Below are 25,716 nucleotides of genomic sequence, written 5' to 3' on the forward strand. Positions count from 1 at the left end.
TATGGATGAACTAATACTACAAGACAAATACTTAATGAACTTCTTTACCAATCGTGCAGATGGGTTACAATACAAAGAAGTAAAAGCAAATACAGTTTCTAAATTACATTTTGTAGTAGAAGATTTAAAATACTTTATTAGCGAAACAACACTAAATAAAACTGCCTATCGTAAACTATTAAAAAAGTTTGATAATAACGAAAAGCAATTACTACAAGAGTTTCAAGAAGAATTAAACGAGCGTATTGGTAAGTCTAAAAATATGGCGTTGTTTATTGGTAGCAATCAATCTATCACGTTTAAAGGTGTTAAAATCAACTTGTTTTATCCAAGTGGCAGTATAACTCACGGAGATACATTATTTAACGAAAATCAATTTTCAGTAGTACAAGAATTACCATACATATATAAGCATCAAGGTAAAACACAATTTAGTTTTCGTCCAGATATTACCTTTTTCTTAAACGGTATATTTTTAGGCTATTCAGAGTTAAAATCTAATTATAACAACCAAAGCGCACATAAAGATGGAAAGATTAAAATTGCTAATGATTATCAAAAAGCAGTAACCAATTATCTAGATATTGCTGAGGGTAATGATGTATCGCAAACTATCCGTAAAGACTTTTTAAAGATATTCGAAAAAGCAATACATATTACAACTACAGATGTGCAAGACACGTTTATCATTAGAAATATTTCAAATAATTTTGATGAAATTAAATCTAAGGTAGAAGATAATTCTTATGATTTTGATAAATACAAAGCCAATATTAATGATGGCTTAAAATCTTATCCTTTAGCTAATCCAGAAGCTAATAAACAACAACGCTTTGAAGAAGTATTTAAAGCATTGTATGGTAAAAAAATGATAGAACGAGAAATTCTCTATTATAACTTTATTGAACGTGAATTAGTAAAATCTGAAAAAGGAAAGCAAAAAGAATACAAGCATAACGATGGTAGATTAATTGCACCAAGACCAAAACAAAAGTTTGGAGCAGATAAAATTATCAATAAAATTGATGAGTTTTTAGAACACGAAGACGAGCCAGATTACTTTATAAATAAACTACGTAAGCAACTAACTGAAAAAGGCTTAGGGGCTGCTCAGGTTGAAGAATTAATTAATAAAAGACAAAAGTATCAAAATAATAAAAACGTCTATTCTTTACTCTTACAGTACGCAGCAGGTTTTGGTAAAAGTAATATTATAGGTTGGAGTTCTTTAATGCTGAAAGATTTACGTAAAGATGATGAGTTTGTCTACGATAAAATCATGTTGGTTGTAGATAGAGTACAGTTAAGAGACCAATTAGACAGTAAAATGTATAATATGAACATTGCAAATAGTATGTTCATAGAAGCTAACAGTAAAAAGTCTTTTTTAGAAGCTTTAAATACAGATAAACGAATTGTAGTAGTCAATCTTCAAAAGTTCAATTCAATACGAGAGTTTTTAGATGATGAAGTAGTACAAAAATTATCTTCTATGCGTATTGCATTTTTAATCGATGAAATACACCGTTCTAATAGTGGGCAACAACACGAAGAAATGGTATCATTATTTGATGAATTACAAAATAGTTTTGATTCTAATAAAGAGTATAAAAAAACATACAATAAGAAAAATTTAATAATAGGTTTTACAGCAACACCAAGCGATATAACATTAGCACGTTTTGGAGAGTATAACAAATATGCAGAAGCCGAAAAAATATGGGTTCCGTTTGATAGTTATACAATGAAAGAAGCTATTGAAGATGGCTATATTTTAAATCCAATTAAAGGGATTGTTCCCGTATCTGCTAAAATGTATTTTGAAAAACCAGAGGATGCAACAGAAGGTTTTGAGGGAGATACTGGTTACTACAGAGAAATGCCTGATAATCCTGATTCAGGTATTGATGCTAATGGTAAAAAATATAGAATAAGTAAAAGGAAAATATACGAGGATGAAGAACGTATAGAAGCGATTTCAAAGTTTGTAGCAAAACGATTAGTGTCAGCAGTATATCATAATATTAGAGGAACAGCAAAAGCGATGTTTGCAGCATCTTCAATTAAAGCAGCTATTAAATATCGTAAATATATACAGCAATATTATAACGAATTAGTTTCAGAAAAGAAACACGAACGCTTTAAAGATGCACCAATTTACATTGTGTACAGTTCAGATGGTCAGAAGTACGAAAGCGCAACAACTCTAAACGGTGGTTTATCTGAAGCCAAAGTATTACAGAATTTCGCAATTAAAAAGAATGGTTTAGTAATAGTAGTAGATAAATTACAAACAGGATTTGATGAACCTAAATTACATACGCTATTTTTAGATAAAGAAATAAGAGGTATTAATGCAATTCAAACTATTTCAAGAGTAAACCGAACAGCAGGTAAGTATAAAAAGGATTGTAAGATTATAGATTTATCATATAAAAATGTAAACGTAAATAACATAAAACAAGCGTTTGAGCATTTTAGTAATGTAGTCGTAAGTGATTTTGATCCTTTAGGGCAAGAACAATTATTACAAGAGATTTACGAGAATATAAAGCAAGTAGCTATTTTTAAATCATATTTTAAGCTTTTCAAAACATATCAATTAGGCGATAAAAAAGATATATCTACGATTCTTAATTTTGAAAGTGCAGTAACAGAATTAGTAAGAAAGCAACCAGGAGAAGCTAAAAGTCTAAAACAAAACATTAATAAATATTTTAAAATATTAAACTTAATAGCATTTGTTATAGAGATAGACGAAAAATACAGCGAAGAGCATTTTACAGAGTTTTGGTATAGATTCAGTGTGCTGTATAACTCATTAACAGGTACAACAGAGTTAATAGATGATGTTGAAGTATATTTTGATAATAAAATAGGAATTGTAGCACCACCTGAAGAAGTTGAAAAGAAAGAAAAATCGAAAACAAGTGTAAGTGAGCCAGGAGGTGAGTATGGTAAACAATACAAATTCGACATATTAGCAGTAATAGAAAAGCGTAATGAAGAGGAAGAGGAAATAGAAACTTTAATTAAAGATTTTCAAGATAAGATAGAGACCTTTTTTGAGTACGTAAATAAAGAAGGTGTAAGAGTCATTGCAAAGATGAATAGTACAAAGACAGCTTTTGATGACGAAGAGATCTATAAAGACTTTGAAATCATTTTTAAGAGGTATATCAGAAGAAACCGCAAACTATTAGGGTCATTTTTTATAAAAGAGACAGAAGATATAATTAATCAACTTTGTGATGATTTTGAAAAAACTTTAAAAACATCGTAAGATGGAGAAAGCAGTCTTTAATCAAGCTTTAATTTGGTCATTAAAGAAATTATTTAAAAAAGATGCTTTGTTAGTTAATCAAGCATATAATGTTAATGAGCGTTCAGTAAGTCATAAGCTTGCCGTCTATATTGATCAATATTTATTTGATAATAATCTTAGTTTTGATGTAGATATTGAATACAATAGAATGACTGTACCATATGATGAAAATGGAATCGACATAGGTATCGCAGTTGCTAAATCTATTCGATATGATGACCATGAGCAACTAGATAGATTCGTATACCCAGACATTATTATTCACAGAAGAAATGAAAATGTAAATATTGGAATAATTGAAATCAAAATGGCTTGGAAAAACAGCTTAAAGCAACTTGACTATCAAAAAGTAAATAAATACCTAGAACAACTAGACTATCAACACGGTGTTTTTATTGAAATAAATAATACGTTTGAAAGCACTATTATAGAATACGGTCACTTTGATATTAATTAAGATTTTTATTATAATACACCTACCATCAAAATTTTAGAGAGAGACCCTTTCTGTTGATGGACGCCAAAACCTTGGTTTTAAGCTATTTTAGCGCCATCCAAATTTCAATTTATTTCCTTAGAATTCGAACAAACGCATGCGTATAGGGTTTTTGTAGGCTATCTTAAAAATTAAATTATGAGGTTGTATTTACTACGACTATCCGCAATCCAGCTTCAATAGATACTATTTTTTTAGTACCCCCCACTTAATTATTATTAAAGTGATTTTATAATGCATTTCTACATTAAAAAAGATTTATAACATTTTTTAGGCACTACCGTACAGAAACCGTACAATAAATAAAACAAAAAAACCGCAACAGCTTGTAATTGAGCTATATGCGGTTTTAGTAAGCGGAGAATGAGGGATTCGAACCCCCGGAGGTGTGACCCTCAACAGTTTTCAAGACTGCCGCATTCGACCACTCTGCCAATTCTCCTAGAGTGCCTCATCAAGCTATCTGCTTGATTGCGGGTGCAAATATACAGTGCTTTTTCCTTTACAACAACACTTTTTTATAGTTTTTTTTAATCCACCACATAACTCCCACTACCCGAGTACTTTTAGCACTAAAAAAATATAACCTCCCCTTTCCTCAACACCTAATATCCTAACCCAACCAAAAAAAACCTTCCCCGCAAGGGGAACAAAAATGAAGTCTCTCTTCGAAGAGAGATTTAGAGAGATGTTTCACAACAGTAAGCAACAACAACAAGAAAACCTTCCCTGCCAAGGGAAGAAAACCACCCACCACTTCCCCGCAAGGGAAAGAAAAAATGAAGTCTCTCTTCGAAGAGAGATTTAGAGAGATGTCTCACAACAGTGAGCAACAACAGTGAGAAAACACCAGCGAGCAAACAATAAACGTCCACCGCGCGATTCTGTTCATCCAATTTCCAATAACGTCCCTCTAGTTTTAAAAAGAGTTAAACATTTATCATAATCTTTTTATATTTGCCGCAACATCCCTAGTTATGAAATCTGTGTACACCATCTGTTATTTTAGTAAAGCCTCTGAGGATCTATCTGAAGAAGAAATTCAAGAAATCTTTGATCATACTAATGATCGCAATAATGAGCGTGGTGTGCGTGGTATCTTGCTACACTCTTTTGGTAACTTCTTCCAAGTACTAGAAGGTGACGAAGAATATCTTACCAACTTATACACTACTAAAATTAAACCTGATACACGTCACAGCAACGTGTTTGAAGTGATTAATAAAGAAAGTCCTAAGTCACTTTTTGAAGAATATAACTCGCGTTTTCAAACTATTGAAAATAGAGAGCAACTAGATGAGATCAAAGCGTATCTCAAAGTACACTCGATACAATCTACTACCTCAGATAAGCTATCTAGACTTTTACGGTCTTTTGTGATTCTAGACTAATCAGCACACTAACCAATCATCATAAAAAAAGCCTCACTGTTTTCACAGTGAGGCTTTTTAATTCATGATGCTTGTACTTATACGTTAAATAAGAAATGCATAACATCTCCATCCTTAACAATGTATTCTTTTCCTTGTACTGCTAGCTTTCCAGCCTCGCGTACTTTTGACTCGCTCCCATAGGTCACAAAATCTTCATATTGAATTACCTCTGCACGTATAAAGCCTTTCTCAAAGTCTGTGTGAATCACTCCTGCAGCCTGTGGCCCAGTCGCACCTATGTTTACCGTCCATGCACGTACTTCTTTTACTCCTGCAGTAAAGTATGTTTGCTGGTTCAATAACTTGTAGGCTCCACGTATTAAAACAGCGCTTCCTGGCTCTTCGAGACCTATATCTGCAAGAAACATCTGGCGCTCCTCATAATCATCTAGCTCTGTAATATCTGCTTCTGTACCTACCGCAAGTACCACTACCTCTGCATTTTCTTCTTTTACAGCCTCGCGTACCTTTGTTACATACTCATTTCCATTTACCGCAGCGCCTTCATCTACGTTACATACGTACATCACTGGCTTGTCTGTTATAAATTGTAATGGCTTTACATACTCTTCTCTCGCATCATCATCAATCTCAATTGCTCGTACAGACACACCTGCTTCTAGTCCTGCTTTTATTTTTAAAAGCACTGCTTCTTCTGCTTGCGCTTCTTTATTACCAGTACGAGATGCTCTTTTTACCTTTTCAAGCTTCTTATCTGTAGTCTCAAGATCTTTAAGTTGCAGCTCGATATCTATCGTTTCCTTATCTCTTATAGGATTTACGCTTCCATCTACGTGTACAATGTTATCGTTGTCAAAACAACGTAGCACGTGTATAATGGCATCTGTCTCACGTATGTTACCTAGAAATTGGTTTCCTAGTCCTTCTCCTTTACTTGCTCCTTTTACAAGACCTGCGATATCTACAATCTCTACCGTAGCAGGGACTACACGCTCAGGCTTTACAAGCTCTTCAAGTTTTGACAGACGTTCATCTGGTACATTTACCACACCTACGTTAGGTTCTATAGTACAAAACGGATAGTTTGCACTTTGCGCTTTGGCATTAGACAGACAGTTAAAAAGGGTTGACTTCCCTACGTTAGGTAATCCTACGATTCCTGCTTTCATAAAATAATGTGTATTAATAGTACGCTTTCGCGAAAGCGGAAAAAATACCTTTCCACTCTTTTTTCAGGATGCAAAGATAATTCTTATTTATAGATCTACCGACTGCCAAACCAAGCTTATATAAACATCCGAAAGTTGTGATATTTTAAGAGAAAGAGGAGGTTGCTACTTAAACTTTGGCAAAGACTTAGCAAAGCATTACCATAGCCTTAAGCATCATAGACGGATTGCATAAGTACTTTTGTATAGAACCAAAACAAAACAACATGAAGAAGTTAATATATACAGTATGTGCAGCACTTTTTACAATCACCGCAGCACAAGCACAAGAAACGATAGAAGAAACAACAACGACAAGAACGACGGTAAAATCTTCACTAGGTAACGAGACTGTTTATAAAACAGAAAAAGTATCTACAGTAACTCCTACACAACTTGATCCTGCAGAGGAAGGACAATTAAACCAAACGTTACAACGAGGAAATACGATTGTAAAACGCGAGGTAACTTACACTTATAATGATTCTGAATTCGACCTTAAAGAATCTGAAGATGGATATACTATCATGAGAACTCGTGATAATAATACTTCTGAGTATGGGACTATGCGCCAACTAGCAAAAGGTGACGTGTACTTACTTAAAACAGCAAACGGAATTTCTGTAAGTTACTTTGATGAGGATGGTAATATGGTCTCTGAGGAGTATAACAATGGTGATGACTCTGTAACGACAGTAACATATAAAATTAAAAAATCGCCAACTTCTACTAAATTTTAAGAAGTTACGATTGATATTACAGCCATAGACAACTTTGGTTGGTTAGATTCCCGAGAGCGCAAGCCTCGGGTTTCTTTTTGTTAGGCTTTCGCCAAAATTTGAACACTTTACCCTCAATCCATACATTTACAAGTATCTTAGTATTCTATATATTCTTTACTAGTACATTATGAAAGCTTTATTTACACTCATCCTAGGTTTTTTAATCGCGCTTACCTCCTACTCACAAGAAATCACAGGAGACTGGACAGGTACCGTAGACTTTCAAGGAAAAAAGCTGGACTTTGCTTTTCACATTCAAGAAGAAAATAGCGCTCTTACCACCACAATGGATATCCCAAGCCAAGGACTAATGGCGGGAAAAGCAGCAACTACTACTTTTACAAATGACACACTCGTCGCGACTTTTCCAGATTTTAATATCATTTACAAAGGTGCTTTTGAGAATGACAGCTTTACGGGTAATATTATCCAAAATAACGTTCCCGTAGCACTCAACCTCGAGCGTGGTGTGATTACACTAAACAGACCACAACAACCGAAGGCTCCCTTTAACTACACCACAAAAGATCTCGTTTTTAAAAATAAGGAGGACGATATCGAACTTAGCGGTAGACTCACGCTGCCTAATTATATTAAGAATCCTCCCGTAGCTATTATCATAAGTGGTAGCGGCCCGCAGAATAGAGATGGAGATATGTTTGGCCACCAGTTATACTACGTCCTTGCAGATTATCTCACCAGACAAGGGATTGCCGTTTTTAGATACGACGAGCGCGGCGTGGGCGAATCTTCAGGAACTTTTAAAACTGCAGGTATCCCAGAGTTTACGAGAGATGCCACGGCTGCACTTGAGTATCTTAAAAAGCGTTCTTATCTCAAGGAGTCTAAATTTGGGTTTATAGGTCATAGCATCGGAGGGATTATCGCTCCGCAAATTGCGGCAACTAATGATGATGTAGATTTTACAGTCATGCTCGCAGGACCCGGAATAGATGGTGACCAACTCATGCTCTCACAAAAAGCAGCGCTAGAACGGTTACTTAATGTACCAGAAGCTCAAATACAACAAGGACTAGAAATCATAGGACTTGCTTATGAGATTATTGTAAATGCTCCAGAAGATCATAAAGACTTAAAACATGAAGTAAATGCAGCCTTACTTAACAAACTTGGTCCTAATGTACCCGCACAGCAAGTAGAATCCATCACAAATCAAATCACTACTCCAGAAATTATAAGCCTACTGAGAACAAAACCTAGTACGTATCTCAATAAAATTAAGACTCCAATTCTTGCAATGAATGGCAAAAAGGATTTCCAAGTTCCTTATGAGGAAAATCTGGAAGCTATAAAAGAAGCTTTTGCATCTAGTAATAACGAGCGTACAAGAACAGTAGCCTTTGAAGGGCTTAATCATCTCTTTCAAGAAAGCACCACTGGCGCGTTAACAGAATACTCAGAAATAGAGCAAACCATGGCTCCAAGAGCACTAGCTCTCATTGCAAAGTGGATTAAGGAAGAAACAATACGATAATTAATTAAGAACCTTATCTATAACTTCCTCATAAGCAGGAAACTCAATGAGGTCATTATGTCCGCCCTCTGGAATGGTAATTAATACCTTTTCTTCTTGATCAATACTATCAAATAATCGCGTTCCATGATAGTATGCGACCACTTCGTCTTCTGTGCCGTGAAGCACTGTAATAGGTGATTGTACATCGTTTATAAATCGATAGGTAGGGAATTCATATTTGAGTAATTTCTTGACTGGAAGTATAGAAAACCTTGAGCTTGCCTCGTTTTCAATACTGTAAAATGGTGTTTCTAGTACGAGTTGGCTCACATTTTCTTTAGCTGCAACATAGGTTGCAAAGGTTGTCCCAAGACTTCTACCGTAGCTTATTATTGGGGTTGTGGGATATTGCGCTTTCGCGAAAGCGTGCCACAGCAAACTATCATCATATAAATTTTGCTCAGTAAGTGCTCCACCACTCTTTCCATACTGACGATAATCCATCACCACGACATTATATTGTTTCTCAACAAAAAACTGCACAATCTCTCCCCAGCGAGCAAGACTTGAAGCGTTACCGTGAAAGTATAAAATGGTTCCTTTTGCATCGTCTACTTGAAATTTAAGTCCATGTAAGCGCGCTCCATCTTGCGCATCCAGCCAAACCTCCTCAGACGAATGTTCAAAATCAAAGGCATAATCCTGCGGCAACTGCTGCGGATGAAAAATAAGATTATCTTGAAAGAAGTATAAACCTCCACAGAGAATCGCATAAAGGTTTGCAACAATAAATAGTATAATCAATGGTTTTTTGAGCTTTTTCATGAATGCTGCCTTGATGGATGCGCTGCAAAAATACTATTCTTCTGTTCGTTTACAGAAAATACCGCAGCATGAGGCGTGGCTTCAATAAATGCTATAGGATTAAAAATTCATAAATAATGAGGTATTTGTGATACTAGATGAAGTCTATATCGCTACGAAAATAATATTAACAATCTCAGTATCTGCGATTAACATAATTTTATGAAAAGGTTATCAAGTTGCAGATTATCTTACAGAATCTTAAAAAATCAAAAAACACAGATCATGAAAAACTTAAAAACAGCTGCTTTTGTCCTTATGGCAGGAGCCTTTGTTGTTACCTCGTGTAAAGACAATGCCAGTGGTGACAAGGCACAAGCAGCAGATGCAAAACTCTCGATAGACTATGAAAAATACGAACTTGAAAACGGACTAGACGTTATCTTGCATCAAGATAGTAGTGATCCTATTGTATCGCTTGCCATACAATATGCCGTAGGTTCTAACCGTGAAAAGACTGGACGCACTGGTTTTGCACACCTTTTTGAGCATATGCTCTTTCAAGAATCTGAAAATGTACCACAAGATCAGTTCTTTAAAACAGTGCAAGATGCCGGAGGAACATTAAATGGAGGTACCTGGAAGGATGGAACTATATATTATGAAACGGTACCTAACAATGCACTAGAGACCGTATTATGGTTAGAGTCTGACCGCATGGGATTCTTGATTAATACAGTGACAGAATCTGCTTTTGAAAACCAGCAAGAGGTGGTTCAAAACGAAAAGAGACAACGTGTAGACAACAATCCTTACGGTCACACAGGATGGGTACTTGATAAAAACATCTATCCAGAAGGTCACCCATATAACTGGCAAGTTATTGGTGAGCTAGAAGATCTACAAAACGCTACGGTAGCAGACGTAAAAGAATTTTACGACAAGTTTTATGGTCCTAACAATGCAACACTCGTACTTGCAGGAGATTTTAAAACTGAAGATGCAAAGGCACTTATTGAGAAGTACTTTGGTGAGATTAAAAAGCGCCAAGAGGTAGCTCCACTTGAGCCACAGCCAGTAACCATTGCCGAAACAAAGAAACTGTACCACGAAGATAACTTTGCACAAGCACCACAATTACACCGTGTGTACCCAACAGTGCAGCAGTATACAGATGATGCCTACGCATTAGATTTCTTAGCTGAAATTCTTGCTAGCGGAAAAAAAGCTCCTTTATATAAGATTCTTGTAAAAGAAAAAGATCTTACTTCAAGAACAACGGCTTACAACAATAGCCAAGAAATTGCAGGAGAATTTCACGTGATTATCACTGCAAATAGCGGTGTAGATCTTGATCAAATTGAAGCAGCAATAGACGAAGGTCTTGCAAAATTTGAAGCAGAAGGTGTAACAGATAAAGATATAGAGCGTATCAAAGCTGGTCTTGAGACTGGTTTCTATAACGGAATAAGCAGTGTAAACGGTAAAGCGTTCCAACTAGCAAGCTATAATGTATTTGCCGGTGAGCCAGATTTTATTGAAAAAGATATTGAGAACATCAAAGCGGTTACAAAGGAAGATGTAATACGTGTGTATAACACTTACGTAAAAGGGAAGCCATACGTACAAACGAGTTTTGTACCTAAGGGCCAACTTAACCTTATTGTAGAAAACTCTGTAAAAGCAGATGTTATTGAAGAAGAGATTAAAGAGAATGTAACCAAGGTAGTAGAAGACGAAGTTACAGAAGTAGTAAAAACACCATCTAAAATTGATCGTGCTACGCCTCCATCTGTAGGAGATGCTCCTGCTCTTAAAATTCCATCGTCATGGGAAGCAGAACTTTCTAACGGTATTGAAGTGTATGGTATTTCTCAAAATGAGATTCCTACGGTAAACTTTAACCTCGTGATAGAAGGTGGTCACCTACTAGATAGTATGGATAAAAATGGGGTTGCAAACCTAATAACTGATATTATGATGGAGGGTACTGCAAATAAAACTCCAGAACAGTTAGAAGAAGCGATAGAATTACTAGGAGCAAGTATAAATATGTATACTTCTCGTGAGGCGATTACTATTCAGGGAAATACGCTTACTCGTAACTTTGCCGCAACCATGGATCTTATAGAAGAGATTTTATTTGAGCCTAGATGGGATGAGGAAGAGCTAGGACGTATCAAGACCGCTACTATTAACGGTATTAAGCGTAGCGCTGCAAATCCTAATGCAGTAGCAAATAACGTATATAACAAAGTATTATACGGTGAAGACCACATCTTTTCTTACCCTACAAGTGGTACAGAGGAGTCTGTAAATAGCATCACTATGCAGGATTTAAAGGATTTTTACAATACTAACTTCTCTCCTTCTGTAAGTCGTTTCCACATCGTAGGAAAAATTGAAAAAGAAGATGCACTAGCAGCACTTGCAGATCTTGAGTCTAAGTGGGAAGCAAAAGATGTTACAATCCCAGAATATCCAGTAGCAAATAATAGAGATAAATCTTCACTCCTATTCGTTGATATTCCAGAAGCAAAGCAATCTGTGATTAACATAGGATACATAGGAATGGCTCGTACAGACCAAGACTTTTACCCTGCCGAAGTAATGAATTATAAACTAGGAGGATCTTTCTCTGGAGCTGTGAACCTTATTTTACGTGAAGAAAAAGGATATACTTATGGAGCGCGTACCTACTTTAATGGATCTAAACTTCCAGGTACATTTACTGCTTCTTCTAGTGTACGTACTAACACAACTGGAGAATCTGTTGAAATCTTTAGAGATGAGATTAAAAAGTACAAAGAAGGAATCTCTGAGGAGGATCTTGCTTTTACAAAAAATGCACTCATTAAATCTAATGCACGTCGTTTTGAGACACAATTTGCTTTATTAGGAATGTTACAAGAGCGTAGCGCTTATGATCTTCCTACAGATTACATTGAGAAAGAGGAAGACGTAATACGTAATATGACGTTAGAGCAGCACAAAGCGCTTGCAAATAAATATCTTGATGAAAACAAGATGGCTTACCTCGTAGTAGGTGATGCCGCAACACAATTTGCACAGTTCAAAAAAATGGGCTTTGACGAAGTGAAAATGCTAGACAAAGATGGAAATGAAGTAGATCTTAAGAAAGTCAAGCAATAATGTGAATAGAAGTACAGTGAATTTCATTAAAAGAGTCTCCACACGGAGGCTCTTTTTTTTGTGATAATGGATACGCTTTCGCGAAAATATGAACCACAAAAAATTAACTAAAACACCTGAAAAATTTAACTAGAAAAGAAAATCACCAATTCATAATTAGAATAAATTTAGCCCATTTACCGAATGCTTGTAAATTATAAACTAACGTATAATGTATTATGAAAAAGTATTTGTTTTCTTGTTTAGTCGCAGCTGTCCTCCTTACGTCTTGTGACGACAACCTTAGATTTAACGCTAGTACAGACCATTTACCTAGTGTAGATGAAATAAGTCTTACAGCTGTAGGAGTGCTAGAAAAAGAATCATTTGTATTTACTATATCTGAAGTTTCCTTCTTAAATGCGTTTCAAGCAAAAGCACGCACCTTGGGGTTACAGCTTGTACCATCATCCTTAAAGGTGATAGATATGAAAGGCAATAAATACTTAAGAGTATTTAGTAATGACAATTATGTATCCACCTTTGCATTAGAGCTAGATGAGTCTGGAGTTTACAGCACAGGAGCAACCATGTGCACCTCACAAACCACCTTTGGTGAAGCTTGCTTACCAGATGGAATGCAATGTATAAAGTTTGTAGATGAGTTTGGTGACACCTCTGAGGCAGACTGTATTAGATCTACAACCTTAAGAGATCAGCTGGCATTTAATAATTAAGGAAGTATAAAGTTGAGAATAAAGAATGCATAAAAAAACCTTCAACAGCTTGTGTTGAAGGTTTATATATTTTCGCGTATGCGTAAAAAATATCTTAGCTATTTTCTTGCTCTCTTTTAAGCTTGCGCTCTTCTCTTTTCTCTTTCATAAATTCAATAAATGAACCTCCTACCCAGTAAGGGATTACAAATGTAAGAAGGAATATCATTAACCAAAATCCAATAGTAAGGATGGTTAAGAATGCGAGAAAACCTAAATATTGGTCAAAATCGAACATAGGATCGTGTCTTTTCTAGTTTGAAGCAAAGATAGTTGATATTATTTATTTTTCACAAGAGAAAAAACACATTTATTGACAGCTTATCAACGATGTGAAATGAAGCCAAATGTTTAAATTTGTGTACCAATTTTAACACATTCAATTATGGAATATAGAATCGAGAAAGATACGATGGGCGAGGTAAAAGTACCCGCAGATAAACTATGGGGAGCTCAAACAGAGCGCTCAAGAAACAATTTTAAAATAGGTGCTCCTGCATCTATGCCTATCGAGGTTGTACACGGTTTTGCCATTCTTAAAAAAGCAGCTGCTTACACGAACTGTGAGCTAGGTGTCCTTTCTACCGAAAAAAGAGATCTTATTGCACAAGCTTGTGATGAAATCCTCACAGGGATGCATGATGATCAGTTCCCACTAGTAATCTGGCAAACAGGTTCTGGAACTCAAAGTAACATGAATGTAAACGAGGTGATTGCAAACCGTGCTCACCAACTAGCAGGAAAAGTAATAGGTGAAGGTGAAAAAACACTAGCTCCTAACGATGACGTAAATAAATCACAATCTTCTAACGATACATTCCCTACAGGAATGCATATCGCAGGATATAAAAAAGTAGTTGAAACTACAATCCCAGGAGTACGTAAATTAAGAGACACGCTTAAAGCGAAAGCAGTTGCCTTTAAAGATGTAGTAAAAATAGGACGTACGCACTTAATGGACGCTACTCCACTTACACTAGGTCAAGAATTTTCTGGTTATGTATCACAACTTGATCACGGTCTAAAGGCGCTAGACAATACGCTTGACCACCTTTCTGAGCTTGCATTAGGTGGTACAGCAGTAGGAACTGGACTTAACACTCCAAAAGGATATGCTGAGCTTGTAGCTTCTTATATGGCTGATTTTTCTGGTCACCCTTTCCGTACTGCCGAAAATAAATTTGAAGCACTTGCTGCTCACGATGCTATTGTTGAAACTCATGGAGCGCTTAAACAACTAGCCGTATCTCTCAATAAAATAGCAAATGACATTAGAATGCTAGCGTCAGGACCACGTAGTAGTATTGGCGAAATATCGATTCCAGCAAACGAGCCTGGATCATCTATAATGCCTGGTAAGGTAAATCCTACGCAATGTGAAGCCATAACTATGGTTTGCGCCCAAGTCATGGGTAATGATGTTGCAATAAGTGTAGGAGGTATGCAAGGACATTATGAACTGAATGTATTTAAACCAATGATGGCTGCAAACTTATTACAGTCTGCACAACTTATAGGTGATGCTTGCGTGTCATTTTCAGATCATTGCGCTTCAGGCATAGAGCCTAACAATGAGCGTATTAAAGAGCTTCTAGACAATTCTTTGATGCTAGTAACAGCGTTAAATACTAAGATAGGTTACTATAAAGCAGCAGAGATTGCAAACACTGCTCACAAAAATGGAACTACACTTAAAGTAGAAGCTATCAACCTAGGATATGTAACTGCCAAAGAATTTGACGAATGGGTACGTCCTGAAGATATGGTCTAATTTTTGTATCATAATATATCGTTAAAATGCACTAAGAGTACGATAAAGTTGTAACTTAGTGCGTTTTAACGTATTATTGTGTATTAAATTTTAGAAATAATGAAGATATTAATGGTTCTTTTGGCTTTGCTGTGCGTAAGTGCGGGCACTCCATTTGAATCTATTTACTATCTAAGAGACACAAACGGAAGCCTTACTATTGATGAAGTGAAAAATGCTACTTTCACTTCTACCAGTTCAGATAATCTCGGAGCTGAGAATGGCACATACTGGTTTAAAATAGATGATATAACTGCAGATAGAGAGATTCTCGAATTGAAATCTTCGCATGTTAGTTACCTAGAATTATACGATTCTAATGGTAAAGAACTTAACATTATGAAGGACACACGGTTTCCTTCCTATTTCCTAGTCAAAAGAAATCTTGAATTCCCACTTTACCTAAAAGCAAATTTCCCATTAGAAGCCTACTTCCCTATTCATTTATCTGATGAATCTTCTTTTGCTAGCAATGAAAAAAGGAGCTTATTAAGCATTGGTTTCTTTTATGGTACAGCGATAGCACTCATCGTAGCGATTTTAGTTTTTTACTTTATAGTTAGAAATACGCAATTTCTATTTTTTGCATTTTTAGTGTTTGCTGTGCTTTTAAGTATCCTAACAAAAGACAATGTCTTGTATTTATTTGGGGTTAGTAGTGACATATCTACATCTCTTGAAATATTTGGACATTATTTAGTAGGCCTTTCGGCTACAGGTTTCATGCTGTTTTATTTAAAAGTAAGACCACACCAGTTATGGATAAAGTATCTTATGCTTATCATAAGTGGTCTGTCCACTCTATTTCTGATAATTTATTTTGTAACACAGAACATTATTAGTTTCACAGGTGTAGACATTACCTCGATTTCAACAGTGATTCTCATGTGGGTTTTGATGCTTATGATTGCAAAAGGCCTAAGAAAAACAATCCTAATACTAGTGTATAGTATTGACATCTTATTTCTTGCGGACTATTTTATACTTCACATCTTTAATCTATCGTTTATAAATTATGCTCCTGCACAAGTAGCTATAGCTGCATCTTTAAACTTTACTTTAATTGCTATATTGCTTCTTGCTTCTTTTAAAGATATTCAAAGAAAAGGGGTCCTAATGAAACAAAAATTAATGTTTCAAGTCCAAGAATTAAAAGAACTCAGTGCCTACAAAAATGTCCAAGACGCAGATGACAATTATATGGAATCTCTAATATACCAGTATGATCTTGAGAATATGGAGGTGCGTATTTTAAACGATATTTCAAAAGGGCTTAGCAATGAAATGATTGCCTTAAAACACAGTCTATCTGATGACAAACTGCAACAACTTACTACTAGCCTCTATTCAAAGCTCGGGCTTGATAATGGGACAGACTTACAAGAATTATCTTTCTAATATAGGCTTTATACACAAAAGTATTAAGTGAATTCTCTTCTAACACACTTACTCTGAACTAATTAAAACAGCTTAGGAAAACTTATAAAAGATTTCTAGACATAAATTATCTCTTATTGTTTAGATAAGTTAATTAGAAAACACACTTATGAGTACTATTCAACCTTATAAAAATACAGCCACTAACTCAATGTAGAATTAATGGCTGTAATATGGATCATTTTATGAAGTTTGCTACGCTTTACTTTTACTCACGTAAAACTTTCTATATTTTCTGTAAGAGAAGAATCCTAAGACTGAAAGTACTCCTACAGTAATAAATATTTTTTGAGTAGCGATGTCGCCTCCACTTTGGTAAGCATGAAGCCCAGATAGGTAATAGTTCACTCCCCACCAAGTAAAGAGAATACTCCCTAGTGCAATAATAGATGAAAAATTGAACAACCATCTTCCTCTTAATCCTGGTATAAGTCTCATGTGTATGACAAAGGCATATACAATGAGTGAGATAAGCGCCCAAGTTTCCTTAGGATCCCAACCCCAGTAACGTCCCCAGCTCTCATTTGCCCACTGTCCTCCTAAGAAAGTACCTATAGCGAGCAACACCATACCTACAGTAAGCGCAAGCTCATTAATAATGGTAATCTCTTTAATACTGAGATCCATTCTTTCTTTATTCTTCTCTGTAGTAAATATCATTAAAAACAGAGAGACAATACCTAAAATGGCACCAAGTATAAAAGGGCCATAACTTGCAACAATTACGGCTGTGTGAATCATAAGCCAGTAACTATTTAAAACCGCCTGTAGATTTGCAATCTCTGGATTCATCCAGTTTAATGATGCTGCCCATAAAATAAATGCTCCTACAAAAGCAGTACTTGCAATGGTAAGCATACTATCTTTTCCGAAGGCTAGACCAAAGAATACCGTTGCCCATCCTACATATAGTACAGACTCATAGGCATCACTCCAAGGAGCGTGACCTGCAATATACCAACGCCATATAAGACCTCCAGTATGAACTATAAACAACACTATGATAATAGCCGCTCCCAGTTTACCCATAAACCTAATAAACTTACTAGGATTAAAAATAGCAGCAATAACAAAAATCATCATAAACACAGCTGCAAGCATATACATCCAGTATAACTTTGTAAATACATCGTGCTCGTTGTAATATACCTCTGCATCTATCTTTTCTTTAGAAGGCATAATATCATTACTATGCGTACGCTGGAATTTCTCTATTCCTGCAAGCACTTTATCTGCATCAGAGTAGTCTCCAGACTGTCTTCCTTTTTGTAAACTGAGTAAGTATGCAGGAAATATTTGATTTGCAATTACCGAGTCTGTTGCTCTGTAAGCTGCATCTTTAACTTCTATAGGTGATATCCACTTATTATTTGGATCGTTTGGCTTAGGAAAAATCTTTAAAATCTCTTTTACCAATGTTCTATCTAGCAACCCTAGACGCTGATCCATTTCTGTAAGTTCCTTTGAGATCTTAGTCTGATTAATTTCAGAATATGCATCTGCAAGGAATGGCCCTAACTTGTATTTAAAATCTGGAGTAAAGAAGTCCATCTGTTTGAAGTACTTTCTGTCTGATGGCACTCCAACAATATTACGCAAACTGTCATTACCCTTTTTGAGATAGATAAGCTCTGTAAACGTCCATATTTGCGGATTCTCAATCATGGAAAGCATTACTTGATCTGCAGTAAGACCTTCATAAGTATCGCTTCTACTCAACTTACGAAGCAGCATACTAGAAAATGTGTTTACAGGCATCATACGCCCACCATCTTCTTGAATCACAAGTTTACCAAACTTTTGAGCATGCTCTAGAGGCACTGCATTCTCAACAATAAGTTTCTTGATTTCTTCTTGTGTAGGCATCGTTTGCTGGTGCGTCACCTCACTGTGTCCGTCTAGACCTAATATATCCTCAATATTCTCACCGTTTGTAGCAATCGTGTCGCGCACCTCTACATTTCCGTTTGAGACTTCTGGTGCTTTATTAGATAAATCGTCTTGTGCGTATCCCACTTTCGCAAAAGCGAAAAACAACAACACCGCAGCTAGTTTTGATTTTTTAATCTTGATTTTTCCTAAACGCTTTTTGAGTTCGCCAAAACGTGAACCCTTATCAAATAGAATCAACATCATCCCTAGATACAATAAGAAATACCCAATATATGTAACCCACGTACCCCAAAAATCATGACTTACTGAAAGAATTGTTCCACTCTCATCTGGGAAGAAACTAGCTTGAAAAAAACGAAACCCTTTATGATCGAGTACGTTATTCATATAGATATCGTAGTCAAAATTCTCATCTGCATCTTCTACAGTTATCTTACTCTCAAAAGATGCATAGCTGTTTTCTGTACCAGGATAACGTTCTGCAACGAAGTCATTGAGTTTTATAGCAAATGGTAGTGGCATCGCTTTACTTCCGTAAGATAGATACAGCGTATGACCTCCTACTTCAATTTTTTTCTTGTCATTACTATAACCGCGACCTCCTAAAAGACCTACAGTTTTAGTCTCACCCTTAACCGTAACATCCACGAATAAGGCATCTTCTTGATTTTTTTCTGGCACTTCCTTTGCGACAATACCTGTACGGCCATGTATCGCAGGCTCTGGAATAACTAGAAGTTTTCCTCCTAAGTTGTATAATGCTCTAAGTTTAAGTGGTTGTTCTACCGCTTCTGGCACTTCGCTTTTAGCTTGTGTTGCCATCACAGTTACATCACCCGCAAATGGTGATGAAAACGTATAATTTTCTCCATCAAAACCAATATTTATTGCTCCATCTGTAGGCTTATTAAAAGCATATAACACATTGTGAATATTTACGAGCTCCCCTTCTACTAAGAAGTGCTCATGACGTTGATTATCTGTTCCTGTTTCGACAATCTTAAGATGCCAGAGTCCGTTTTCATCTTCTACGAAACCATCTTCTGCACCATCAATAAATTTATTAAAGTTGAAAGAAATATCTGTATAATCACTACGATCTGTAGAACTATGATTAAAGCGCTCAGTCCAGGAGAAATCGTTATTAAGGCGTGGCGATAATGATAATTCCTTTTCTAGCGGTCGACGCATAGGCTCTCCGTCACGTTCACCATCTACAAATACTTCTAAATAAGTTTTTTCACTCATAAAAGAGCTTTCTGACGCACCTTCTTCTATAGGCATGACCCCTTCATAACTAATATATTTTGTGATTCCAGCACCTATTAAAATAATGATAAAAGAAGCGTGAAAAATAAGCGTGGTTATCTTCTCTTTACGTAATAATTTATAACGGAAAATATTCCCTACAAAGTTGATGACAAACATGATGTGGATAAGTGTAAACCACCATGCATCATAAATCCAATATCTGGAGTAAGGTGTAGGAGAAGTTTCTTGCCCTTGATCTAAAAAGGTACCTACTGCCATTGCGACAAAGTAAGCTATAAACAATATCCCCATCAGTCTTGTGGAGAATAAAATAGAGGCGATTTTCTTTTGCATAATATAGGCCAATTTTACCGTGTGCAAAGATAACCTACGAGGCTCGAAAAACCTTAGAGAGACGCTTCATAAAAAATGAAAGCTGAGCACATTTAAAAAAGCCTATTTTTGCATCTATGATTGAAGTAAATATTGTCGGTACTGGTAATGTAGCTTGGCATCTAGCCAAGGCTTTGGGTTCGCAAAATCAAGCAATACTCATGCAGGTTGCAGGTCGCTCTCCTGAAAAGCTCAAAAACTTTAACAATATTGCTCGAGAAACTGTCTCAATACATAATCTTAAGCCTGCAGATGTCACCATTATTACTGTAAGCGATGATGCGATTAAAAGTATCTCTGAGCAGATTCCCTTTGATAACTCCCTGGTGGTACATACTTCTGGATTTACTGCGATGAGTACGCTTTCGCGAAAGCATAACAAAGGAGTTTTTTATCCGCTGCAAAGTTTTTCTAAAGAAGACACATCGATAGACTTTACCGAAATCCCCATTCTAATAGAAGCCGGAGATCCGAAAGATGAAAAAACGCTAAAGACGCTAGCGGCCATCATATCAAATAATGTACAAGTAATAAATAGCAAACAGCGCAGACAACTGCATCTCGCAGCAGTATTTGCAAATAATTTTACAAATCACTGTTACACCATTGCTCAAGAACTCTGTGATGTGCACGGTGTTCCTTTTGACACCTTGTATCCTCTCATACAGAAAACCACCGAAAAAGCGTTACAACAAGGACCTAAAAACAGCCAGACAGGTCCTGCAAAACGTGATGACAAGCAGGTCATAGACCAACAAATTAAATTGCTTACTGATCCTGATCATACAGCGGTTTATAAAAACATAACAAAAGCGATTACACATTTCTATGGAAAAGAGTTATAAAGAATACCTACACCACATTACTACATTTATTTTTGACGTAGATGGAGTACTTACTGACGGGTCATTACACATTACATCAAATGGGCATATGCATCGCACCATGAATGTAAAAGATGGCTATGCTATGAAGGCTGCACTAGAAGCTGGTTACAACCTATGTATAATAAGCGGTGGTACTGACGAAGGTGTACGCTCTAGACTTCAAAAACTAGGCATAGAAGATATTGCACTTGGTGCACACCTTAAAATGGAACACTTACAAGCGTATATAAACAAGAAAAATATACGCTTAGAAAACATCCTCTACATGGGCGATGACATTCCTGATTTTCCAGTGATGAAAAAAGTAGGATTACCTTGTTGTCCTCAAGATGCCGTAAAAGAAATCAAAGAAATATCTAGCTATATTTCTCACAAAAAAGGTGGTCACGGCTGTGTGCGTGATGTGATTGAACAAGTACTTAAAGTGCAAAACAACTGGATGAAAGAAATAGATGCTTCGGCACACTAACAATAGATTTGTGGCATACTTAAAAATCATAAGACCTTTTAATCTGTTTATGATTTTTATAGCTCAGCTTATTTTAAAGTTGTCTTTGAGTTATTTGAGAGATGTAGGCACTCAGCTATCTTTTTTAGAGTTTGCGACACTATCTCTCGCTACGCTTTGTATAGCGGCTGCAGGATATATTCATAACGACATAGTTGATCTTAAAGCAGATCGTATCAACAAGCCTAATGAGGTTTATGTAGTTGACAACATCTCGACACGAAATGCCTACGCCTATTGTATCTCACTGTGGAGCTTAGGAGTTCTATTAGGCATTTATAGTTCGTTTATTTTAGGCCATTGGGACTATTCATTACTGTTTATAGGAGTGAGCGTAGCGCTCTATGCATATAACTCATACTTGCAAAGAATCCCTATTCTAGGAAACGTTGTAACTAGTGGGCTGGTTGCTTTTTCGCTCGTCATTATATGGTTGTTTGAAGCCAGAGCTCTTGAGCTTTCTGGAGTAGAATACATGCTCACAAAAGAAGGTCATACTCTATTTACTTTTGTTGTGGTACTTGCTTTTATGATTAACGTACTGCGAGAACTTGTAAAAGATGTACAAGACATAAATGGGGATTATGCCATGGAGTACCGCACCTTACCTATAATAATTGGTAGTAAACGTACGATGCTATTATGCGCTCTCATTGCACTAGGGTTGTTGTTTAATAGCGCATTATTCACATTTATATTTGCAGATGGGTCGCTACCTATCACTATCGTACTTTTTATCTTTACAATAATCCCACTAGGATATATTGCCTCCCAATGCTGGAATGCAGAAAAAACATCAGATTATAAATATATTGCTAGACTACTTAAAGGAATAATGCTTTTAGGCATTCTCCTTTTTCCACTTATACTAATTATAGAACGCTATGCTTAAAGAAAAACTTAAAAATTACAACCTCATACTTGCCTCAGGATCTCCTAGGCGTCAAGATTTTTTTAAAGAATTAGGACTCGATTTTACTATAGATATTAAACCTGTTGATGAGATATTTCCAGAAGAGCTTGAAGGATCAGATATTACAGATCATCTCGCTAGACTCAAGGCTTCTGCATTTTCAAATTTGAAAGCGCAAGACATCCTAGTTACTAGTGATACCATTGTCTGGTTCAACGGAGTTGCTTTAAATAAACCTGAAGACCGCGATGAAGCATATGCCATGATATCTGCGCTTTCTGGCAGTACACATGAGGTAATCACATCTGTCGCATTTACTACTGCTACAGCACAAACAGTTATTAATGATACCACAAAAGTGACGTTTAAAGACCTCACTGATGAAGAAATAGACTATTATATAGACAACTTCCAGCCGTATGATAAGGCAGGTGGTTACGGTATTCAAGAATGGTTTGGCTACATTGCAGTAACCAGCATTGAGGGATCTTACTTCAATGTCATGGGAATGCCGCTTCATAAAGTTTATGAAACGTTAATGCTGCTCGCAGACTCATAGTATTTCTGTAATTTTAATATTAAAATTTATTTCATGTCTATATCCACAAAACAACATCAAGCATATCGAAGTACATTATTAATAGGTAGCGCTTTAGTCATTGTTACTATGATTTTTGGATGTAAGAACAATGATAAAAATACCACCGCTTTCGCGAAAGCGGACACCGCAACAAGCATTAATACGCCAAAAATAACACAGCGCTCCATCTCACAAGAGTGGAAAGACTATTGGTATGCAGGAACTGCCGAAATCACCAGCTACGAGTTGCAACAAGCTCGTTATGGCGAATTAAGAGAAGGAACAGCAGCACTTATTTTTGTAACTGAAGACTTTTTGCCAGAAAAACAAGTAAAAGCAGATAACCAAGACAGCAATAATATTCCAGTTATCAAGTTAAATGCTACTAAAAATTTTGTGACAGGTATTTATCCTTATTCCATTATGAGTAGTACATTTTTACCAGTAAATGAGGAGTTGCACGCTATTAAGGTATCGCAGAGTATGCAAGAATGGTGTGGTAATACGTACACTCAACTCAATAACAGAGATCAATTTGAGGTGCAGATTCACTCTTATTTTGAAAGCCGAGCAGATGAGGAATATACCTTAGATAAAGCAGTATTAGAAAATGAATTATGGGCATTATTACGCATTGACCCTACCCTATTACCTACTGGGAGTTTTACAAGTATTCCAGACGTGTCTTATGCCGCGATGACGCATACTCCTATAAAAGCTTATAATGTTACGGGAAGCTTAACAGCAACTTCATACACACTTAATTATCCATCATTAGACAGAACACTTACTATACGTTTTTCTAGTGATTTCCCTCACCAGATTGAAGGTTGGGAAGATACATATCCAGACGGTCGTGGCGGAGAGAAAATGACCACAACGGCTACAAAGATGAAAACAATCAGAAGTGCTTACTGGGGTAAAAAAACTAAAGAAGACGAAGCACTACGCACAGAACTTGGCTTATAATGATTAGAAAAAAAATTAAAAGTAAAGTAAACGCTTTAGTGAGAAATAATATTACTAGGGAGACCGTGAAAGAGAAACTCTCTCACGCTCCTGGTCATGTAATCTACACTGGTAATAAAGCGCAAAAGGCTGTAAGTATTGACGTCTTTGATTACAACGACGACTATCTGGATGAGGAAACGCTCGCCAGACTAGAAGAATATCATAAAGATACTGACGAGAAAACGGTTACCTGGATTAATATAAATGGTTTAAGCGATACTGTTGCTCTTACACAAATTGCAGAGCGTTATAAATTGCACCCATTAGTAATGGAAGACGTTGCAAACACTAGCCAGCGACCTAAACTAGATGAGTATAGCGACCACTTATTTATCGTTTTTAAAATGCTCTATTATGATGATCAAAATCAGCTTAATGTCGAGCACATAAGTTTAATTTTAGGTAAGACGTATCTGATATGTTTACAGGAATATGATGGTGACGTTTTTGACGGAGTGCGTGAACGTATAAGACATGCAAAAGGAAGAGTGCGCTCTAATGGCGCAGACTACCTTACCTATGCAATTATGGATGCCGTGATTGACCATTACTTTATTATCATCGAGCAACTGAGTAACAAAATTGAAGAGCTTGAAGATAAAATTTATACAGACAACTCTCAAAATTACTCTCAAGAAATTCAGATTCTCAAAAAAGAGGTGATACAAGTAAGACGATCTATATTTCCACTTAGAGAGGTAGTAAACAAGCTCGAAAAAGTAGAAAATCACCTTGTTCTTAAGAAAACACAGGTATTTGTAAGAGACTTATATGATCACACAATCCAAGTAATTGAGACCGTAGAGGTATACCGAGATACGATTGCTGGATTAATGGATATGAACTCGACAAACATTGCAAACCGTATGAATGAAGTGATGAAGGTGCTTACCATCATCGCTACCATTTTTATACCTATGACCTTTCTTGCAGGAATTTATGGGATGAATTTTGAGCATATACCAGAACTAGCTATCAAGGATGGTTATTATTATTTCTGGGGAGCCATGATTGTTATTTTTGTTGCCTCTCTTGTTTATTTTAAGCGCAAAAAATGGTTGTAATTTATGGAATTGTTTAGACCTGAAATCATACATAGTGCTGTAACGCTAGGGATTCTTATCGTTTTACGCATCATCACTTCTTATTTTGTACGTCGTTTTTCTGAGCGCAAAAACAAAGTAAAGAAGCGTGCAAATCTTATTATGAAATACGTAGATGCAGTGTTATTAATAATTGCGTTTATTATAAGTATTCTCATTTGGGGAATTAAAATAAAGGATATTGGAGTCATTGCTAGCTCTGTCTTTGCTATTATAGGTGTTGCATTTTTTGCGCAGTGGTCAGTGCTAAGTAATCTTACCTCTGGAGTTATCATATTTTTTACGCTCCCTTATAAAATAGGTGACCGTATTAAAATTCACGACAAGGACTTTCCTATCATTGCAATTATAGAAGATATCAAGGCTTTTCACACAAATCTACGTACTTCTGATGGCGGACTACACACCTACCCTAACAGTTTAATTCTTCAAAAAGGAATCACACTTGTAGAGGAGGGAATCTCTACAAATATCTTAGAGCAAAATCAACAAATGGACGAGGATGACCCCTTTAATAAAGCGGTTTAGATTGTTAA

At 36.1% G+C, this 25,716-nt stretch carries 20 protein-coding genes and 1 tRNA gene; 16 read left to right on the forward strand and 5 right to left on the reverse strand.

What is annotated here, in order from left to right:
- Window position 1 precedes the first annotated feature (1 nt).
- Together JM84_RS11645 and JM84_RS11650 are read left to right on the forward strand one after the other, a co-directional pair.
- Window positions 2-3,283, forward strand: a complete 3,282-nt coding sequence (locus tag JM84_RS11645; protein WP_144784418.1) for a DEAD/DEAH box helicase family protein — start codon at window positions 2-4, stop codon at window positions 3,281-3,283.
- A 1-nt stretch (window position 3,284) separates the two neighbouring features.
- Entirely contained in the window at window positions 3,285-3,782 is a 498-nt protein-coding gene (locus tag JM84_RS11650; protein WP_144784420.1) for a hypothetical protein, read from the forward strand.
- 396 nt (window positions 3,783-4,178) lie between these two features.
- Here JM84_RS11650 and JM84_RS11655 read toward each other — a convergent pair.
- A tRNA-Ser gene (locus tag JM84_RS11655) sits at window positions 4,179-4,263 on the reverse strand.
- 535 nt (window positions 4,264-4,798) lie between these two features.
- Here JM84_RS11655 and JM84_RS11660 point away from each other — a divergent pair.
- Complete coding sequence (locus JM84_RS11660; protein WP_144784422.1) at window positions 4,799-5,212, forward strand: BLUF domain-containing protein; 414 nt, start codon at window positions 4,799-4,801, stop codon at window positions 5,210-5,212.
- A 77-nt stretch (window positions 5,213-5,289) separates the two neighbouring features.
- Here the strand turns inward: JM84_RS11660 and ychF are convergent, their stop codons facing one another.
- Window positions 5,290-6,384: a redox-regulated ATPase YchF gene (ychF, locus tag JM84_RS11665; RefSeq protein WP_144784425.1), complete on the reverse strand. Its 1,095-nt coding sequence runs from the start codon at window positions 6,382-6,384 to the stop codon at window positions 5,290-5,292.
- A gap of 266 nt (window positions 6,385-6,650) precedes the next feature.
- On the opposite strand from ychF, the gene JM84_RS11670 reads away from it, so the two are divergent.
- Together JM84_RS11670 and JM84_RS11675 are read left to right on the forward strand one after the other, a co-directional pair.
- Window positions 6,651-7,163: a hypothetical protein gene (locus JM84_RS11670; protein ID WP_144784427.1), complete on the forward strand. Its 513-nt coding sequence runs from the start codon at window positions 6,651-6,653 to the stop codon at window positions 7,161-7,163.
- 169 nt (window positions 7,164-7,332) lie between these two features.
- A complete protein-coding gene (locus JM84_RS11675) occupies window positions 7,333-8,700 on the forward strand; it encodes an alpha/beta hydrolase family protein (RefSeq protein ID WP_144784429.1) in 1,368 nt (455 codons plus the stop codon).
- On the opposite strand, the gene JM84_RS11680 is transcribed toward JM84_RS11675, so the two are convergent.
- Window positions 8,701-9,507, reverse strand: a complete 807-nt coding sequence (locus tag JM84_RS11680) for an alpha/beta hydrolase (RefSeq protein ID WP_144784431.1) — start codon at window positions 9,505-9,507, stop codon at window positions 8,701-8,703.
- Window positions 9,508-9,771: 264 nt separating this feature from the next.
- On the opposite strand from JM84_RS11680, the gene JM84_RS11685 reads away from it, so the two are divergent.
- Together JM84_RS11685 and JM84_RS11690 are read left to right on the forward strand one after the other, a co-directional pair.
- Entirely contained in the window at window positions 9,772-12,639 is a 2,868-nt protein-coding gene (locus tag JM84_RS11685; protein WP_144784433.1) for a M16 family metallopeptidase, read from the forward strand.
- 218 nt (window positions 12,640-12,857) lie between these two features.
- On the forward strand, window positions 12,858-13,355 hold the full coding sequence (locus tag JM84_RS11690; RefSeq protein ID WP_144784434.1) for a hypothetical protein: 498 nt from the start codon (window positions 12,858-12,860) through the stop codon (window positions 13,353-13,355).
- A gap of 94 nt (window positions 13,356-13,449) precedes the next feature.
- Here the strand turns inward: JM84_RS11690 and JM84_RS11695 are convergent, their stop codons facing one another.
- The gene (locus JM84_RS11695) at window positions 13,450-13,632 is read right to left on the reverse strand and encodes a hypothetical protein (RefSeq protein WP_013751789.1); all 183 of its coding nucleotides are present in this window, start codon (window positions 13,630-13,632) and stop codon (window positions 13,450-13,452) included.
- Window positions 13,633-13,779: 147 nt separating this feature from the next.
- On the opposite strand from JM84_RS11695, the gene fumC reads away from it, so the two are divergent.
- The gene (fumC, locus tag JM84_RS11700) at window positions 13,780-15,165 is read left to right on the forward strand and encodes a class II fumarate hydratase (RefSeq protein WP_144784437.1); all 1,386 of its coding nucleotides are present in this window, start codon (window positions 13,780-13,782) and stop codon (window positions 15,163-15,165) included.
- Between the two features lie 99 nt (window positions 15,166-15,264).
- Window positions 15,265-16,602 (forward strand): 7TM-DISM domain-containing protein, encoded by a 1,338-nt coding sequence (locus JM84_RS11705; protein ID WP_144784439.1) that lies wholly within the window; start codon window positions 15,265-15,267, stop codon window positions 16,600-16,602.
- 234 nt (window positions 16,603-16,836) lie between these two features.
- On the opposite strand, the gene ccsA is transcribed toward JM84_RS11705, so the two are convergent.
- Complete coding sequence (ccsA, locus tag JM84_RS11710; RefSeq protein WP_144784441.1) at window positions 16,837-20,139, reverse strand: cytochrome c biogenesis protein CcsA; 3,303 nt, start codon at window positions 20,137-20,139, stop codon at window positions 16,837-16,839.
- Between the two features lie 116 nt (window positions 20,140-20,255).
- Between ccsA and JM84_RS11715 the strand changes: the two genes are divergently transcribed.
- The 7 genes from JM84_RS11715 to JM84_RS11745 are packed head-to-tail and all read left to right on the forward strand — an operon-like array spanning window position 20,256 to window position 25,708.
- Complete coding sequence (locus JM84_RS11715) at window positions 20,256-21,023, forward strand: Rossmann-like and DUF2520 domain-containing protein (protein ID WP_144784443.1); 768 nt, start codon at window positions 20,256-20,258, stop codon at window positions 21,021-21,023.
- Window positions 21,007-21,534 (forward strand): KdsC family phosphatase, encoded by a 528-nt coding sequence (locus JM84_RS11720; protein WP_144784445.1) that lies wholly within the window; start codon window positions 21,007-21,009, stop codon window positions 21,532-21,534. Before JM84_RS11715 ends, JM84_RS11720 begins: the two co-directional genes overlap by 17 nt.
- A 10-nt stretch (window positions 21,535-21,544) precedes the next feature.
- Window positions 21,545-22,465, forward strand: coding sequence for a geranylgeranylglycerol-phosphate geranylgeranyltransferase (locus JM84_RS11725; RefSeq protein ID WP_186439125.1), 921 nt, complete (start codon window positions 21,545-21,547; stop codon window positions 22,463-22,465).
- Window positions 22,458-23,045: a Maf-like protein gene (locus tag JM84_RS11730; protein WP_144784449.1), complete on the forward strand. Its 588-nt coding sequence runs from the start codon at window positions 22,458-22,460 to the stop codon at window positions 23,043-23,045. Before JM84_RS11725 ends, JM84_RS11730 begins: the two co-directional genes overlap by 8 nt.
- Window positions 23,046-23,078: 33 nt before the next feature.
- Window positions 23,079-24,035 carry a septum formation inhibitor Maf gene (locus JM84_RS11735; RefSeq protein ID WP_144784451.1) on the forward strand — a complete coding sequence of 319 codons (957 nt, stop codon included), beginning with the start codon at window positions 23,079-23,081 and terminating at the stop codon, window positions 24,033-24,035.
- Window positions 24,035-25,141: a magnesium/cobalt transporter CorA gene (corA, locus tag JM84_RS11740; RefSeq protein WP_144784453.1), complete on the forward strand. Its 1,107-nt coding sequence runs from the start codon at window positions 24,035-24,037 to the stop codon at window positions 25,139-25,141. The genes JM84_RS11735 and corA overlap by 1 nt, the downstream gene beginning before the upstream one ends.
- 3 nt (window positions 25,142-25,144) lie before the next feature.
- Window positions 25,145-25,708, forward strand: a complete 564-nt coding sequence (locus JM84_RS11745; protein ID WP_013751779.1) for a mechanosensitive ion channel domain-containing protein — start codon at window positions 25,145-25,147, stop codon at window positions 25,706-25,708.
- Window positions 25,709-25,716: the final 8 nt, after the last annotated feature.

It is taken from the genome of Dokdonia sp. Hel_I_63 (assembly GCF_007827285.1).
In the GTDB taxonomy this organism is placed as follows: domain Bacteria; phylum Bacteroidota; class Bacteroidia; order Flavobacteriales; family Flavobacteriaceae; genus Dokdonia.